Origin of the sequence: Cryobacterium sp. TMT2-42-4, from assembly GCF_004402645.1 — a bacterium.
GTDB lineage: Bacteria > Actinomycetota > Actinomycetes > Actinomycetales > Microbacteriaceae > Cryobacterium > Cryobacterium sandaracinum.
In genome coordinates this window covers 13,095-27,780 of sequence record NZ_SOFT01000034.1, presented here as the reverse complement: position 1 = coordinate 27,780, position 14,686 = coordinate 13,095, and the positions used below count along the sequence as shown (strand labels likewise).

At 69.6% G+C, this 14,686-nt stretch carries 11 protein-coding genes; 10 read left to right on the top strand and 1 reads right to left on the bottom strand.

Features of this window, described 5'->3' with window-relative positions:
* Positions 1–61 precede the first annotated feature (61 nt).
* On the top strand, positions 62–1,738 hold the full coding sequence (locus E3O18_RS11630) for an FAD-dependent oxidoreductase (RefSeq protein WP_134418146.1): 1,677 nt from the start codon (positions 62–64) through the stop codon (positions 1,736–1,738).
* Positions 1,735–2,043, top strand: a complete 309-nt coding sequence (locus tag E3O18_RS11625; protein WP_134418145.1) for a metal-sensitive transcriptional regulator — start codon at positions 1,735–1,737, stop codon at positions 2,041–2,043. The genes E3O18_RS11630 and E3O18_RS11625 overlap by 4 nt, the downstream gene beginning before the upstream one ends.
* Before the next feature lie 94 nt (positions 2,044–2,137).
* On the opposite strand, the gene E3O18_RS11620 is transcribed toward E3O18_RS11625, so the two are convergent.
* Complete coding sequence (locus tag E3O18_RS11620) at positions 2,138–3,316, bottom strand: acyl-CoA dehydrogenase family protein (RefSeq protein ID WP_134418144.1); 1,179 nt, start codon at positions 3,314–3,316, stop codon at positions 2,138–2,140.
* Between the two features lie 134 nt (positions 3,317–3,450).
* On the opposite strand from E3O18_RS11620, the gene manA reads away from it, so the two are divergent.
* From manA to E3O18_RS11580, 8 genes are all read left to right on the top strand, one after another.
* On the top strand, positions 3,451–4,737 hold the full coding sequence (gene manA, locus E3O18_RS11615; RefSeq protein WP_134418143.1) for a mannose-6-phosphate isomerase, class I: 1,287 nt from the start codon (positions 3,451–3,453) through the stop codon (positions 4,735–4,737).
* Between the two features lie 258 nt (positions 4,738–4,995).
* A complete protein-coding gene (locus E3O18_RS11610) occupies positions 4,996–5,952 on the top strand; it encodes a hypothetical protein (protein WP_134418142.1) in 957 nt (318 codons plus the stop codon).
* 407 nt (positions 5,953–6,359) lie between these two features.
* The gene (galE, locus tag E3O18_RS11605) at positions 6,360–7,334 is read left to right on the top strand and encodes a UDP-glucose 4-epimerase GalE (RefSeq protein WP_134394070.1); all 975 of its coding nucleotides are present in this window, start codon (positions 6,360–6,362) and stop codon (positions 7,332–7,334) included.
* A 158-nt stretch (positions 7,335–7,492) separates the two neighbouring features.
* Positions 7,493–7,813: a WhiB family transcriptional regulator gene (locus E3O18_RS11600; protein ID WP_104100299.1), complete on the top strand. Its 321-nt coding sequence runs from the start codon at positions 7,493–7,495 to the stop codon at positions 7,811–7,813.
* 144 nt (positions 7,814–7,957) lie between these two features.
* Complete coding sequence (locus tag E3O18_RS11595; RefSeq protein WP_134394069.1) at positions 7,958–11,071, top strand: glycosyltransferase; 3,114 nt, start codon at positions 7,958–7,960, stop codon at positions 11,069–11,071.
* Positions 11,061–12,518, top strand: a complete 1,458-nt coding sequence (locus E3O18_RS11590; RefSeq protein ID WP_134394068.1) for a DUF5719 family protein — start codon at positions 11,061–11,063, stop codon at positions 12,516–12,518. The genes E3O18_RS11595 and E3O18_RS11590 overlap by 11 nt, the downstream gene beginning before the upstream one ends.
* A gap of 25 nt (positions 12,519–12,543) precedes the next feature.
* Positions 12,544–13,533, top strand: a complete 990-nt coding sequence (locus tag E3O18_RS11585; RefSeq protein WP_241978178.1) for an MTAP family purine nucleoside phosphorylase — start codon at positions 12,544–12,546, stop codon at positions 13,531–13,533.
* Positions 13,530–14,594: an NAD-dependent epimerase/dehydratase family protein gene (locus tag E3O18_RS11580; RefSeq protein WP_134394067.1), complete on the top strand. Its 1,065-nt coding sequence runs from the start codon at positions 13,530–13,532 to the stop codon at positions 14,592–14,594. The genes E3O18_RS11585 and E3O18_RS11580 overlap by 4 nt, the downstream gene beginning before the upstream one ends.
* Positions 14,595–14,686: the final 92 nt, after the last annotated feature.

The window sequence follows — 14,686 nt, the reverse complement described above, 5'->3', positions numbered from 1 at the left end:
GCCGGGGCGGTCACCGATCATTTTCTATACCCCCTGGGGTATACTTATCCCGGAGGTTCGAATGAAAACGATCATTGTTGGTGGAGTTGCGGGCGGAATGTCGGCGGCGACGCGGTTGCGTCGGCTGGACGAGACGGCAGACATCATCATATTTGAACGCGGCCACTATGTCTCGTTCGCAAACTGCGGACTTCCCTATTACGTGGGCGGCGTGATCACGGACCGCAGCAACCTCCTGCTCCAGACCCCGGCATCCCTCGGGGCCCGCTTCCGCCTCGACGTGCGCGTCGACCACGAGGTCACGGCGATCGACCGGGAAGCGAAGACGGTCTCCGTGCGCCAAACACAGACCGGCGCCGAGACCACCGAGACGTACGACCGCCTCATCCTGGCTGCCGGGGCGACGCCCCGAACCGGGATCACCCCGGCCGGCCTCGCCACTCGCACCCTGCGCACGGTCGACGACGTCGACCACATCACCGCTCTGCTGGCCGGTATCACGGGTCAGGCCTCCGCCGTCGTCATCGGCGCCGGGTTCATCGGCCTGGAGGCCGTCGAAAACCTCGTTCGCCGCGGTGTGCACGTGACCCTGGTCGAGTTCGGCTCCCAGGTCTTCGGGCCCTTCGACGCCGAGATGGCCGCGCCGATCTTCGACGAGCTGCTGCTGCGGGGCGTTGACGTACGCCTGAACACGACCGTCGCCGCCGCCGTCGACGCGGGAGTCAAGCTCAGCGACGGATCCGTCGTTCCGGCCGACCTCGTCATCGACTCCGTCGGGGTGCTCCCCGACACCTCGCTCGCCGCCCGAGCGGGCATCACGATCGGCGCGAGCGGCGGCATCGCCGTCGATGGCAGTCAGAGGACCAACGACCCGTCGATCTACGCGGTCGGCGACGGCGTCGAGAAGATCGACGCCGTCGACAAGAGCGGCATCCTGATCACCATGGCCGGCCTCGCCAACCGGCACGGCCGGGCGGCCGCCGACAGCATTGCCGGCGAGCCCGCGTCGGCCTCCCCGGTGCTCGGAACCGCCATCCTCGGCATCTTCGGCCTGACGGTGGCCATGGTCGGCTGGAGCGAGAAGCGTCTCGTGCAGCGCGGCCGCGCGCACCGGGTCGTGCACACCCACCCGGCGTCGCACGCCACTTACTACCCCGGCGCCGAGGGCATGTCGATAAAGCTCCTGATCGACCCGGCGACGGATGCCATCCTCGGCGCCCAGATCGTCGGCGGCAGCGGCGTCGACAAGCGCATCGACATCCTGGCGACGGCGATGACCGGCGGACTGACGGCATCCGCTCTCACCCGCCTCGAGCTGGCATACGCGCCGCAGTACGCGTCGGCGAAGGACCCGATCAACCAGCTCGGCTATGTCGCCGACAACCTTGCCGCGGGAACGACGCGTGCGCTGCAGTGGCACGAGCTGGCCGCCGCCCGGGCCGCGGGCGCGGTGCTCGTGGATGTGCGCTCGGTGGCGGAGTTCGCCGCCGGGAACATTCCCGGCGCGATCAACGTTCCGGTGGACGAACTGCGGGACCGCCTGGCCGAGCTGCCCGACGCACCTGTGATCGTGCACTGCCAGGTGGGCCAGCGCGGGCACACGGCCGCACGCATCCTGAGCCAGAACGGGTTGGACGTGCAGAACCTCGACGGCGGCTACCGCACCTGGATCGCCGGCGAAACCGCTCTCGGCCTGATGCCCGTCATCGCCGCCAAGTCTGAAAGGATTCCGGCATGACCGAAATCACCGCTACCGCTACCGCTACCGCTACCGCTGCCGACGTCGCTGGGGAACAGAACCAGAAGAAGATCCTCAACCGGTTGCGCCGGGCCCAGGGCCAGCTCGCGGCGGTCATCACCGCCGTCGAGGCCGGCGGCAGCTGCAAGGATGTCGTCACCCAGCTCGCCGCCGTGTCCAGCGCCCTCGACAAGGCCGGTTTCGTCATCGTCTCCACGGCGATGCGCGAGTGCCTCGACAACCCGCAGGGGGAGAACTCCCTCACCGTCGAGGAGTTGGAGAAGCTCTTCCTGACGCTGGCGTAGCCGCCCGACGCAGGTTGTGGAAGTGGGCGCACGGTAGAACGTGCGCCGCGCTCCACAACCTGCGCCGAGGCATCCGTCGCAGTCGCTGGCTCGCCTAGACGAAGGCCGCCTGGCCGGTGATGCTGCGCCCCACGATCAGGGTGTTCATCTCCCGGGTGCCCTCATAGGAGTAGACGGCCTCGGCGTCGGAGAAGAAGCGCGCCACATCGTACGAGAGCACGATGCCGTTGCCGCCGAATAGTTCGCGGCACCAGGCGACCGTTTCGCGCATCCGGGCGGTGGTGAAGAGCTTTGCCAGGGCGGCGTGCTCGTCGCGCTGGCTGCCCTCGTCGAGCATCTGCGACACCCGCACGACCATGCCCAGGCTGGCAGTGATGTTGCCGAGCGACTTCACCAGCAGGTCCTGCACCAGCTGATGGCCGCCGATCTCCTTGCCGAACTGCGTGCGCTCCTTCGCGTACGCGACGGCCGCCTCGTAGGCGCCGATCGACGTTCCCACGGCTGCCCAGGCCACCTCGGCGCGGGTCAGGCGCAGAACCTTCGCGGTGTCCTTGAACGAGTTCGCGTTCTGCAGCCGGTTCTTTTCGGGCACGACCACGTTCTCGAGCACGATGTCGGCGTTCTGCACCGAGCGCAGGCTGATCTTGCCCTCGATCCGGGTGGCACTGTAGCCGGGGGTGTCGGTGGTCACGATGAAACCCTTGACCATGCCGTCGGCGGTGTCTTTCGCCCAGATGATGGTGATGTCGGAGAAGGTGGCGTTGCCGATCCAGCGTTTGGCGCCGTTCAGAAGCCACGTGTCGCCGGTGCGGGTGGCCGTCGTGCGCAGTCCCTGCGCCGCGTCCGAGCCGGAGAGCGGCTCGGTCAGCCCGAATGCCCCCACGAGCTCCCCGCTCGCCAGGCGCGGCAGCCACTCGTCGCGTTGCTCCGGCGAGCCGGTCGCCGAGATGGTTCCGCAGGCGAGGCCGTTCTGCACCCCGACGAACGTGGCGACGGATGCGTCCACGCGCGCCGTCTCCAGGGCCACGAAGCCGCGGAACACCGCGGAGTTCGGGAAGGGCCGGGTCTCGGGCCAGCTGAAGGAGTAGGCCCCGAGCGCCGCCAGCGGCCGGATGACCTCGGCCGGGAACTCGGCGCGCTCCCAGCATCCGTTCACGATGGGCCGAACGTCCGACTCGAGGTAGGCGCGCAGATTGGCGAGCGCGGTCTTCTCTTGATCGGTCAGCAGATTCTCGTAGCCGTAGAAGTCGCTGGACAGTAGCTCGAAGGTCATCAGGTGCTCCATTGCAGGGGGTGGCGACGGCCGGCGTGCGGCGGTCGGCGGATGTTCGCAGCCTACGGTCGCGGAACCGGCACGCCGCAGGCGGTTGGTAGTTTGGTCTAAACCGAAGAGTGCAGGAGAGCGCCATGTTTGTGGGCATCACCAATTCGCCGCGGCACTATGCCTGGGGTTCGACCACCGCCATCGCGGGTCTGCTCGGTTACGATCCGTCGGGCACAGCCGAGGCCGAACTCTGGCTGGGCGCACACCCGGGATCGCCGAGCGTCATCATTGACCCCGAGCAGGTCGGCGGCCACCACACCCTCCTGGACTGGATCCACGCAGCCCCGGAGGAGGCCCTCGGCGCCGCGCTCGCCGCGCCCGCTGCTCCGCGGTTGCCGTATCTCCTGAAGATCCTCGCCGCCGCGGGGCCGCTCTCGCTGCAGGCGCACCCGACCGCGGAGCGGGCACGGATCGGCTTCGGCCTGGAGAACGCGGCCGGTATTCCGCAGGATGCGGCGGACCGCAACTACCGCGACCCGTTCCATAAGCCCGAGGTGATCTTCGCCCTGAGCGACACCTTCGAGGCCCTCTGCGGGTTCCGCGAGCCGCCCGAGATCCGCGGCATCCTGGGCGAGCTGCGCGCCCTCGACGTGGCCTCGGACGACCCGCAGCCCGGCGCGCTCGATGCGCTCGAGCGGCACCTGCTCGGCGACGACGCCCTGCGCGACTGCGTCGACTGGCTGTTGCGCGACGGCCGCGGCGGCGATTCCGGCGAGGTGGCCTGGCTGGTCGAGCGGGTGGTTGCCCTCGCCGTCAGCGCGGCCGACCTGGCCGAGAGCGGCGCGATCCTCGACTACCCGCTCGAGCTCGCCACCGTGCGGGACCTCGCCCGCGCCTACCCGGGAGACCCCGGCATCGTGATCTCGCTGCTGACGAACCGGGTGTCGCTGAAGCGCGGCGAGGTGCTCTACCTGCCGGCCGGGAACATCCACGCGTACCTGTCCGGCCTCGGTGTGGAGCTGATGGCCGCCTCGGACAACGTGCTGCGCGGCGGGCTGAGCCCCAAGCACATTGACGTCGACGAACTGCTCGAGGTGCTCGATTTCACACCGCTGCCCGTGCCGTACCTTCCGCCCGTGCTGTCGTCTCCGGGCGTCTCGGAGTACCGACCCGACGTCGACGACTTCGTGCTCGTGCACATCGCGGCGGAAGCCGCGGATGCGGGTGCGGGTTCTCGCACGGGAGTGCCGATGCGGCAGTTCACGCTGACGGGGCCCGCGATCGCCATCTGCACGGCCGGGGGATTTCTGGTGGCCGGCGCGGGGGCATCCGTCGCCCTCAAGCGCGGCGAGTCCGTCTACATCACGCCCGATGAAGGCACGCTCACGTTTGCCGGCGTCGGCGAGGTTTTTCTGGCCACGACCCCCTAGCCCTGGCTCCCCACCAATTCGACGGAGATTTTGCGCTCGAACCCGCTATTTGCAGGTTTGTGCGCTGTTCGGAGCAAAATCTCCGTCGAATTCGTTCGCGGTCGCCCTTCCGCGCAGCAGCGCGGAGGTGCTGGGGCGGTCTGATCGGGAGCGTCCGGGCGGGAAACGGTGCCCCCCCCACCCGGTGGGGGCGGCGCGTTATCCCCAAGGTGACGGATGCCGCGGCGCGTGTTCGACTCCGCTGCAAGGCTGCGGGCCATGCGCTCACTAACCAGGGACATCCTCGACCACGGACTCTTCGTCAAGCGCGCCGCACTCCGCGCCCGAGGCTGGAGCGATGGGCACCTCCGCGGCGAGGTCAACCGGGGAACGGTCGTGCGAGTGCGCAAGGGCTGGTACTCGGTTCCGTCGGCGCCGCCGTCGGCCGTCGAGGCGTTCCGGATCGGAGGCCGGCTGGCCGGATTGAGCTGCCTGAAGTCCTACGGGATCTGGACCCCAACCACCGGCAGGCTCCACGTCAGCGTCCCCAGCGCCGCGCGCGGGTTGCGGCGCCCGACGGACATGCGCGCACGGCTGGATGTGCTCGACGGTGTGCGGTGTCGCGTGACGTGGAGCGACGACGCGATCGGCGGACGGGGCGACTGCGTGTGGCGTACCAGCGTGCACGAGGCCCTGGTGCACATTCTGAACAACCACGACCGGGTCACCGCAATCGTGTGTCTGGATGCCGCGTTGCACAGCGCCCAGGAAAACGGCGTCGGGATTATTCTCGACGACCTGGGCTGGATCTTCGCCCGCGCGCCGCTGCGGGTTCAGTCCTGGCGCGACGAGGTCGACGGACGCGCCGCCGCGGGTGGGGAAACGGAATTCCGGCTCAACGCCCTGGCCGCGGGCATCCCCTTCGTTCCGCAACCGTTCGTCAGCGGGGTCGGGCATCTCGATGGCCAGATCGGGCCGTCGACCTTCGTCGAGATCGATGGGAAGGACTGGCATGACGATCCGATCGCCTTCGAGGTCGACCGGGAACGTGATCTGCTTGTTGCAAGCCAGAACGGGCGCACCCTGAGGTTCAGCTACGCGCTCCTTCGCAAACAGTGGGGGTTGTGTGTGCGGGCGATGGTCACGGCGCTGGAGTACGACTACCTCCGCGAGCCGTCGGCTGCGTTTCCGCCGTTCCACGAGCGGATGATGCGGGCTCGCCGCCGTCTCGGTTAGGGCCCGGGTCGGTTCCCGGCCCCCGCATCAGTTGTCGCCCCTGCGCCGCGGCGCGCACCCGCCCAGCTCGCGGTCGAGCCGCCTGGCGCACCCGCGCGCGTCGCAATCACGGCCCCATCCGTTGCCCGACCCTGCCCGCCCCCCGCGTCCGCCACCCTGCGGGCCGAACGAATTCGACGGAGATTTTGCGAATTTAGGCTTGAAAACTCCAGTTATGGGGGTGGTGAGGCAAAATCTCCGTCGAATTCGTCCGGGAACTCGCGCCGGGCAGCGGCGAGCCGCGCCGGGCACCCGGGCGACCCGCCCCGACGAGCTGCCGCGCTGATCGACCAGCAGCAGCCTCCGCCACCGAGGCTAGGCTTGCAGAGCGGCAGTGCTCGATTGCCGTCAGATCTTGCGAGGTTCAGATGGCGTGGCTTGTCACCGGAGGTGCCGGATACATCGGTTCCCACATCGTTCGTGCGTTCCTGAAGGAGGGCATCGAGGTGGTCGTCATCGACGACCTCTCCAGCGGGCACGCTGAATTCGTGCCTGCCGACGTGCCGTTTGTGCGCGGCACCCTCCTCGACCGAGAGCTGCTGATGCGCACCTTCGCCGAGCACGCCGTGACCGGCGTCGTGCACGTCGCGGGCTACAAGTATGCCGGGGTCTCGGTGCAGCGCCCGCTGCACACCTACGAGCAGAATGTCACGGCCATGGCCACCCTGCTGTCGGTCATGCAGGCGTGCGAGGTCGAACGGATGGTGTTCTCCTCGAGCGCGGCCGTCTACGGCACCCCGCACACCGACCTGGTCACCGAGGACACCCCGAAGAACCCCGAATCTCCCTACGGTGAGTCCAAACTGATCGGCGAATGGTTGCTGCGCGATCAGGCCGTCGCTGCCGGGCTGCGCTACACGGCGCTGCGCTACTTCAACGTGGTCGGGTCCGGAGCGCTCGACCTGCGCGATACCAGCCCGCACAACCTCTTCCCCCTCGTCTTCGACGCGCTGATGGAGGGCCGCATCCCGAGCATCAACGGCGACGACTACGCCACCGCCGACGGAACGTGCGTGCGGGACTACATCCACGTGGCAGACCTGGCCCTCTCGCACGTGGCTGCGGCCCGCCACCTGGACGCCGGCGAGCCGGTGCTTCCCGTCTACAACCTCGGCAGCGGCGACGGAGTGTCGGTGGGGCAGATCATGTCCACCGTGGCGGCCGTCACCGGCATCGACTTCACGCCCGTGATCGGTCCGCGCCGTGCGGGGGACCCCGACCGGATCGTCGCCTCCGGCGAACTCGCGGCGCGCGATCTGGACTGGGCCATGCGCCACAGCCTGGAGCAAATGGTGCAGAGCGCCTGGGAATCGCGGCAGGCGGCATCCGTCTCAGCGTTGTGACCAATCAAATCCCACCGATTTTCGCTCTTGGGCGAGTCGAAACCCTCCAGCAAATATCGAGGGTTTAGTATCAGCGACTTGACGGCGAGGAATTACACGGCTGTAATTAGTCCTGACGCGTAATTTTGGGCACATTTTGCAGTGGGGTGGATGACGATATGGCGCTATCAGAGTCTCGTGCCGGGGTACCGGAGGACTGGTTCATTGACCCGGTCCGTCTGGGAGTTCCCGGTGTTCGCAAGGAAGCGGGCGACGGCGATCTTCTGTCGTGGCAATCGGACTCGCTCTGCGCGCAGACCGATCCGGAGGCGTTCTTCCCCGAAAAGGGTGGGTCGACCCGCGATGCCAAGAAGATCTGCTCCTCGTGCGAGGTGAAAACCCAGTGCCTCCAATACGCGCTCGCCAACGACGAGCGGTTCGGAATCTGGGGCGGCCTGTCCGAGCGGGAACGGCGCAAACTGCGCAAGCGGGCCAGCTAGGCCTCAGACGGGCCGTAAAACGACCCACGGCATGCGGATCCGGACCCGACGCCGGCTGCGACACCGGAGGCGAGACAGTGTTTTTCAGGCTCGCCCCTCCCATTGCTCCTCATCGGGCCCGATCCGACCTAGGCTGATCTCCATATGCATGCCAGAGTCACCGCCATCCTCGTTGCCCGTAACGGCGCCAAGCACCTCGAACGCACTCTCGAGGCGCTGAGTCGCCAGACACGTCAACCCGACGTTGTGATCACGGTCGACTGCGGATCGACCGACACGACGGCGGCGCTTCTGGCTGCCTACGCACCGACTCACTTCATCTCAGCGGATGCCGGACTCAGCTTCGGCGAGGCCATCGCCACGGCCGAGAGGGTCATCGCCCCCGCCGAGTCCGACAGCGAAATGCTGTGGCTCCTCGCCCAGGACAGTGCTCCGGAACCCGGCGCGCTGGCGGCCCTGCTCGGCGAACTGGAGATTGCGCCATCCGTTGCCGTGGCCGGTCCCAAGGTCATGGACTGGGACGCCGGCGACTACATTCACGAATTCGGGCAGTCCCTGACGCCCGGCGGTGCGACCGTCACCCTGGTGGAGAGCGAACTCGACCAGGGCCAGCACGACGGCATGGGGGACGTGCTCGGTGTGAGCGCCGGCGGCATGCTGGTGCGCCACCTTGTCTGGCAGCAGCTCGGCGGCTTCGACCCGGCCCTGCCGTCCGCGGACGACTCCCTCGATTTCTGTGTGCGCGTGCGGATGGCCGGCTACCGTGTCTCCGGCGTCGCCGCGGCTCAGGTGGCCTCAGCCGGAGACGGCGTTGCCGGCACCAGCGGCTCCTCCCGCGGCCGCGCGCGCCGCAAGCGCCTCCGTGCCATGCGCGCCGCGCAGCTGCATCGCCGGCTTGTCTACTCCCCGCGCTGGATGATCCCTCTGCACTGGCTGGCCCTGGTTCCCCTCGCGGTGCTGCGCTCGTTCGGGCAGCTGCTGCAGAAGGAACCCGGGGCGATTCTGGGTGAGTACTCTGCCGCGTTTGCCGCGGCTTTCAGCGGTCTGCGGGTAAGTGCTGCCCGGCGCCGCTTCGGCGCCACCCGCGCCCTGGGCTGGGCATCGATCGCCTCGCTGCGTGTGCCCACCGTCGAGGTGCGTCGCCGCCAAGCGCTCCGCCGTGAGGCCAGCCTCACCAGTGTGAACGGCGAGGTGCCCGAAATCCGCTTCATCTCCGGCGGCGGCGCGTGGACCGTGTTGGCCGCCCTGGTGGCCGGCCTCATCGTCCTGGGCCCGCTGATCGGCGCCCGCACCCTCATCGGCGGCGGGCTGCTGCCACTGGCGGACACCCCCGCCGAACTCTGGGGGAGCATCGGCTACGGCTGGCGTGACATCGGCCTGGGCTTTGTCGGCGGCGCCGACCCATTCGCCACGGTGTTAGCGGTGCTGGGCTCGCTCACCTTCTGGGCGCCGTCCTTCTCGCTCGTCCTGCTCCACTTCCTCGCCCTGCCGCTGGCCGCCCTCGGCGCCTGGCTTGCCGCAACCCGCCTCTCCGAGCGCGCGTCCATTCGCGCCATCGCCGCCGTGCTCTGGATGCTGTCGCCCACCTTCCTCAGCGCCCTCGCTGCCGGGCGTCCGGCTGCGATCCTCGTGCACCTGCTGCTGCCGTGGCTGTTCTTCGCCGGGTTCATGGCCGCCCGCTCGTGGTCGGCGTCCGGCTCCGCGGCCCTGCTGTTCGCCGCCATCGTGGCTGCGGCTCCGTCGCTCGCGCCCGCGCTCCTGGTGGTCTGGCTGATCGCCATGCTGCTCAGTGGGCGCAGCGGTATGCGGTTCATCGGCATCCCTCTGGCGGCGCTCGCCCTCGCGGCACCTCTGATCTGGAATCAGGGACTGCGCGGCAACTGGCTGGCCCTGCTGGCGGACCCGGGCCTGCCTCTGCCCGCCACCGACGTCTCGGTGTGGCAGCTGTTGCTCGGCTTCCCGTCCGGTGAGCTCGGCGGGTGGACCCCGCTGCTCGAGACGCTCGGGCTGCCCGGTGTCGACGCGTTCGTGCTCGTGCCGGTGCTCCTGGTCCCGCTGGCCGCACTCGGCGCCCTTGCCCTCTTCCTGCCTGGGGCCCGCGGCGCGAGCTTCGCGCTGCTGACCGCCCTGCTCGGCGCGGGCACGGCCGTCGCCGCCAGCCAGCTCTCCCTCTCCTCGGTCGGCGGCCAGTCGGTCGGTATCTGGGCCGGCGCCGGGCTCAGCCTGTACTGGCTCGGACTGGTCGGCGCGGTCGTCTTCGCCCTGCGCGGCATGCGCCGCTTCGCCATCGCACCGGCGGTCACCGTGGTCGCCCTGCTCGTGATCGTGGTGGCGCCGCTGGTCGCGGCCCTGCCCCTCGGCACCAGTGTCGTGGCCGAGGGCATCGACCGCACCCAACCCGCGTTCGTCAGCGCCGAGGCGCAGACGGATGCCCGGGTCGGCACCCTGCAGATCGTGCCGCAACCCGACGGCGGCATCCTCGCGACCATCGTGCGCGGTCCCGGCGCCACCCTGAACACCCAGTCCACCCTCAGCAGCACCGACGTGACTCTCAGTCCGCGGGAGGAGGAGCTGGCCACTTTGGCCGGAAACCTCGCCTCCCGCAGCGGGCTCGATGCCGCGGCCGGCCTGGCCGACTTCGGCATTCGTTTTGTGCTGCTTCGACCGGCCGCCGTCGCACCGACCGGTCCCGGAAACACGGCGCCGGTCACCCCCGCGGCGGAAGAGACCGCCGGCCGCACCACGACCGCCCTCGACGGCAACGCCGCCCTGGCGCCGGTGGGAGACACGGTCTTCGGCCGGCTCTGGCAGCACGAGGTGACGGATGCCCCGGTCCCCACCGCGGCCAACGGCGCCATCCCGGCCAACGCCGGCGGCACCCTCGGTCTGGTGTTCCTCGTCATCGCCGCGCTCGTGGTCGGCGCCACCGTGCTTTTGTCCATCCCCACCGGCGCGGGGCCGGAGGCGGTGCGCCAGGCCAGCCGGGACGCCATCCGCAACACGGCGAAGGCCCGCACCAGGGAAAACAAGCGCATCGCCAAGGCGGCGGCCCGCAGGAAGCCCGCGCCCGGCTTCCGGCCCTCCGCCGAGCGCGCCGTCACGCCCGCGGCGGCGGGCGCCCCCGCCACAGCCGCACCGGTCACGTCGACTGAAGCCGTCCCAGGAACGTCACCGGACGTCGATTCCGGTACCGGACCCGATTCCGGACCTGACACGGAAATCGGCGCCCGTTCGGAGGAACACGACCATGCCCAGTAAACGCGGAATCGTCCTGTTCGGGGCGCGGGCGGTGGCCGGATTGGTCGGTCTCGGCGTCGTCGTCGCATCCGTCGGCGCGGCAACCCTCGTCACCTGGCCCACGTTTGAGAAGGGGCCGTCGTCCATCATCGTGTCGCCGAATCCGAGCGAGCAGCAACGAGTCTGCCCGGGGCCTCTCCTCGTGCTGGCCGAGGATTCCAGCCAGGCACAGGCCACCAGTTCCGTCGGAAGCGCTGCAGCCGTCTTCGGCGCCCATGCGGCGTCGGGCGAGCCGGGGTGGATCGAACCGGAGGTTACAGCCATCGCGGCCCCGGACAACGCGAACACCGAATCGTTCGGCGCACCGCAGTTGCTGCGCGTTCCGACCCCGCCCGGGTCGGGGGCGGCACCGCTGGTCACGGGCAGCCAGTCCCAGATCGCGGGCGGCGAATCACTCGGTGGCCTGGCCGTCGCGGGCTGCGGGGAGGCGGCCGGTGATAGCTGGCTCGTCGGCGGTTCCACCGACATCGGCCGCACCAGCCTCGTGCTGCTCAGCAACCCCACCACGGTCGTCGCCACCGTCGACCTGGCCGTGTTCGGCGAGACCGGGCAGGTGGATGCCCCCGGCTCCACCGGAATCCTCGTGCAGCCGGGCACCCAGCGGGTCGTTTCCCTCGCCGGACTGGCCCCCAACCTCCGCTCACCCGTGCTGCACGTGCAATCCAAGGGCGGCCAGGTGGCGGCCACGCTGCAGCAGAGCATCGTGCGCGGGCTGGAACCCGGCGGCGTCGACCTCCTCGGTCCCTCCAACGGCCCTGCCGAGGCCGTGGCCATCGCCGGCGTGATCGTCTCCAACGCGGCCGGATCGGATGCCCCCGACGAGGTCGGCGGCCTCAGTGACGACGTCACCTCGGTGCGGGTGCTTGTGCCCGGAACGGAGGCGGCGACGGTCCAGGTCGGTGTGACCGGTGCGACCGGCCAGGCGGCCGGGGCCTCAGTCCAGGTCGACATCCAGCCGGGGGTTGCCACCGAGGTGCCCCTGACCGGGCTCGTTCCCGGAACCTACTCGCTGGAACTGACCGCCAGCGAGCCGATTGTGGCCGCGGCGCAGAGTTCCGCGGCGGGTTCCGCAGGCCGCGACTTCGCCTGGTTCGCATCGTCCGACGCCCTCGCCGACGAGTTCCTGGTGGCCGTCGCCGACGGCCCGTCCCCGCAACTCAACCTGGTCAACACGGGCACCGTCGACGCCACCTACACGGCCACCCCCGACAATGGCGCATCCAGCACAGTGACGGTGCCGGCCGGCGGCTCGGCCACGATGCCGTTGGAGCAGTCGCAGCGCTACCTCGTGTCCGGCGGCACCTCGAGCGTGGCTTCGGTGGCCTACGCGGGCGACGGGCTGCTCGCGGCATTCCCACTGAGCCAGGCCGGGCCACTGGCGGCCCCGATCCGGGTCTACCCCCGCTAACCGTCTTCCAACCTCTGGAGATCCCGTGATCGAGACCACCAGCACCACCACCAGCACCACCGACGAGGGCGTTGCCGTGAGCGTCGCCGTCATCGGCGGGTCCGGACTGTACCGGCTCTTCGACGCCGGCACCGAGACATCCGTCGACATCATCACGCCCTATGGTCCTCCCTCGGCGTCGATCACCATCGGACTGCGGGCCGGCCGGCGGGTCGCCTTCCTGACCCGGCACGGCGGCGACCATTCGGTGGCGCCGCACCTGATCAACTATCGGGCCAACATCTGGGCGCTCGCGTCGCTGGGCGTGAAGGCCATCATCTCTTCCTCGGCCGTCGGCGGCGTCAGCCCCGCATACCCGCCGGGGATGCTGGTGGTGACCGACCAGTTCATCGACCGCACCTCGGGCCGTGCCGACACCTTCTACGACCAGGGCACGGTCGCGCACCTGGCCGCAGCCGACCCGTTCGATCCGGAGTTGCGCCGCCTCGCGATCGGCGCGCTCGCGGCGCTGCAGGAGAACTTCGCACCCACCGGCACCTGCGTCGTGATTCAGGGCCCGCGGTTCTCCACCCGGGCGGAATCGCTCTGGTTCCGCGCCGCGGGAGCGCACACCGTCAACATGACGCAGTACCCGGAGGTCGTCCTGGCCGCCGAACTCAACATGGGCACGGTCAATCTCTCCTTCGTCACCGATGCCGACGCAGGCCTGGCCCCGGTGCCCACCGTTCAGACCGACACCGCTCAGATCGACACACCTCGGGCCGAGGCCGACCCGGATACCGTTTCCGCCAGCCTGGTCTTCACGCGTCTCCGGGCCGCCCAGCCGCGGATCCTGGCCGCGATCGACGGTATCCTGCGTGCCCTGCCCGAGAATTTCGCCCCGCGCGAGCTGATCGCCCCCGGGCAGGTCGGCGTGGTGCTCGATCGTCGACCTGCACCTGCCCGTGCCCCAGCCCCAGCCCCAGCCCCAGCCCCAGCCCCAGCCCCAGCCGCGCCGGCCGGAGCCGACGCGTGACCCGGCGCCTGCTCGTCACGGGTGGTGCCGGTTTCATCGGCGGCGCGATCGTCCGGGACGCGCTCGCCCGCGGCTGGCAGGTACGGGTGCTCGACTCCCTTCGCAGTGACGTGCACGGTGGACTCCCGGTGCTTCCGGACGGTGTTGACGTGCTCGTCGGCGACGTGACCGACGCATCCGTCGTCGCGCTCGCTCTCCGCGACACGGATGCCGTCTGTCACCAGGCCGCGAAGGTCGGCCTCGGCGTGGACTTCGCCGACGCCCCCGACTATGTGCACAGCAACGAGGTCGGCACGGCCGTTCTGCTCGCGGCGATGACCGAGGCCGGGATCAACCGGTTCGTGCTGGCCTCCTCAATGGTGGTCTACGGGGAGGGAAGCTACCGCGGCCCGGAGGGTTTCACGCGTCCGGGACCGCGCCGCGAGGCCGATCTGCTGCGAGGCGTGTTCGACCCCGTCGATGAGGCAACCGGTGAGGCCCTCGAGCCGCAGCTCATCTCCGAGGACGACCCGCTCGACCCGCGCAACGTCTACGCGAGCACCAAGCTGGGACAGGAATACCTCGCGTCGGCGTGGGCGCGCGCCACCGGCGGCCGGGCCGCGGCGCTCCGCTACCACAACGTCTACGGGCCGGGGATGCCGCAGAACACGCCCTACGCGGGTGTCGCGTCGCTGTTCCGCTCGGCGCTGGAACGCGGCGAGGCCCCACGGGTCTACGAAGACGGCGGCCAGCGTCGCGATTTCGTGCACGTCGCCGACGTCGCTTCGGCCAACCTCGCCGCGCTCGACTGGACCGCCGGCATCGAGCCGTCCACTTTCCGCCCCTTCAACGTGGGCAGCGGCGTCGTGCACACCATCGGCGAGATGGCCGCGGCCCTCAGCGTGGCCACCGACGGACCGACCCCCGTCGTCACCGGGCAATTCCGGCTCGGCGATGTGCGCCACATCACGGCCTCCTCGGGGCGACTCCGCCGCGAACTGGACTGGGCACCCAGCATTTCATTCGAGGAGGGCATGCGCGCTTTCGCGAACGCGCCCCTGCGCGCCGCCGTCACCCGGTAGCCCCGGTATGAACCAATTCGACGGAGATTTTGCCAAAAAGAGTCGGTTTGAGGCCGAAAACAGGGTTTATGGGCAAAATCTCCGTCGAATTC

Excerpts from the sequence above, each read along its gene's own strand:
- E3O18_RS11630 (WP_134418146.1), top strand. The coding sequence starts at position 62 with ATGAAAACGATCATTGTTGGTGGAGTTGCGGGCGGAATGTCGGCGGCG.
- E3O18_RS11625 (WP_134418145.1), top strand. The coding sequence starts at position 1,735 with ATGACCGAAATCACCGCTACCGCTACCGCTACCGCTACCGCTGCCGAC.
- E3O18_RS11620 (WP_134418144.1), bottom strand. The coding sequence starts at position 3,316 with ATGACCTTCGAGCTACTGTCCAGCGACTTCTACGGCTACGAGAATCTG.
- manA (WP_134418143.1), top strand. The coding sequence starts at position 3,451 with ATGTTTGTGGGCATCACCAATTCGCCGCGGCACTATGCCTGGGGTTCG.
- E3O18_RS11610 (WP_134418142.1), top strand. The coding sequence starts at position 4,996 with ATGCGCTCACTAACCAGGGACATCCTCGACCACGGACTCTTCGTCAAG.
- galE (WP_134394070.1), top strand. The coding sequence starts at position 6,360 with ATGGCGTGGCTTGTCACCGGAGGTGCCGGATACATCGGTTCCCACATC.
- E3O18_RS11600 (WP_104100299.1), top strand. The coding sequence starts at position 7,493 with ATGGCGCTATCAGAGTCTCGTGCCGGGGTACCGGAGGACTGGTTCATT.
- E3O18_RS11595 (WP_134394069.1), top strand. The coding sequence starts at position 7,958 with ATGCATGCCAGAGTCACCGCCATCCTCGTTGCCCGTAACGGCGCCAAG.
- E3O18_RS11590 (WP_134394068.1), top strand. The coding sequence starts at position 11,061 with ATGCCCAGTAAACGCGGAATCGTCCTGTTCGGGGCGCGGGCGGTGGCC.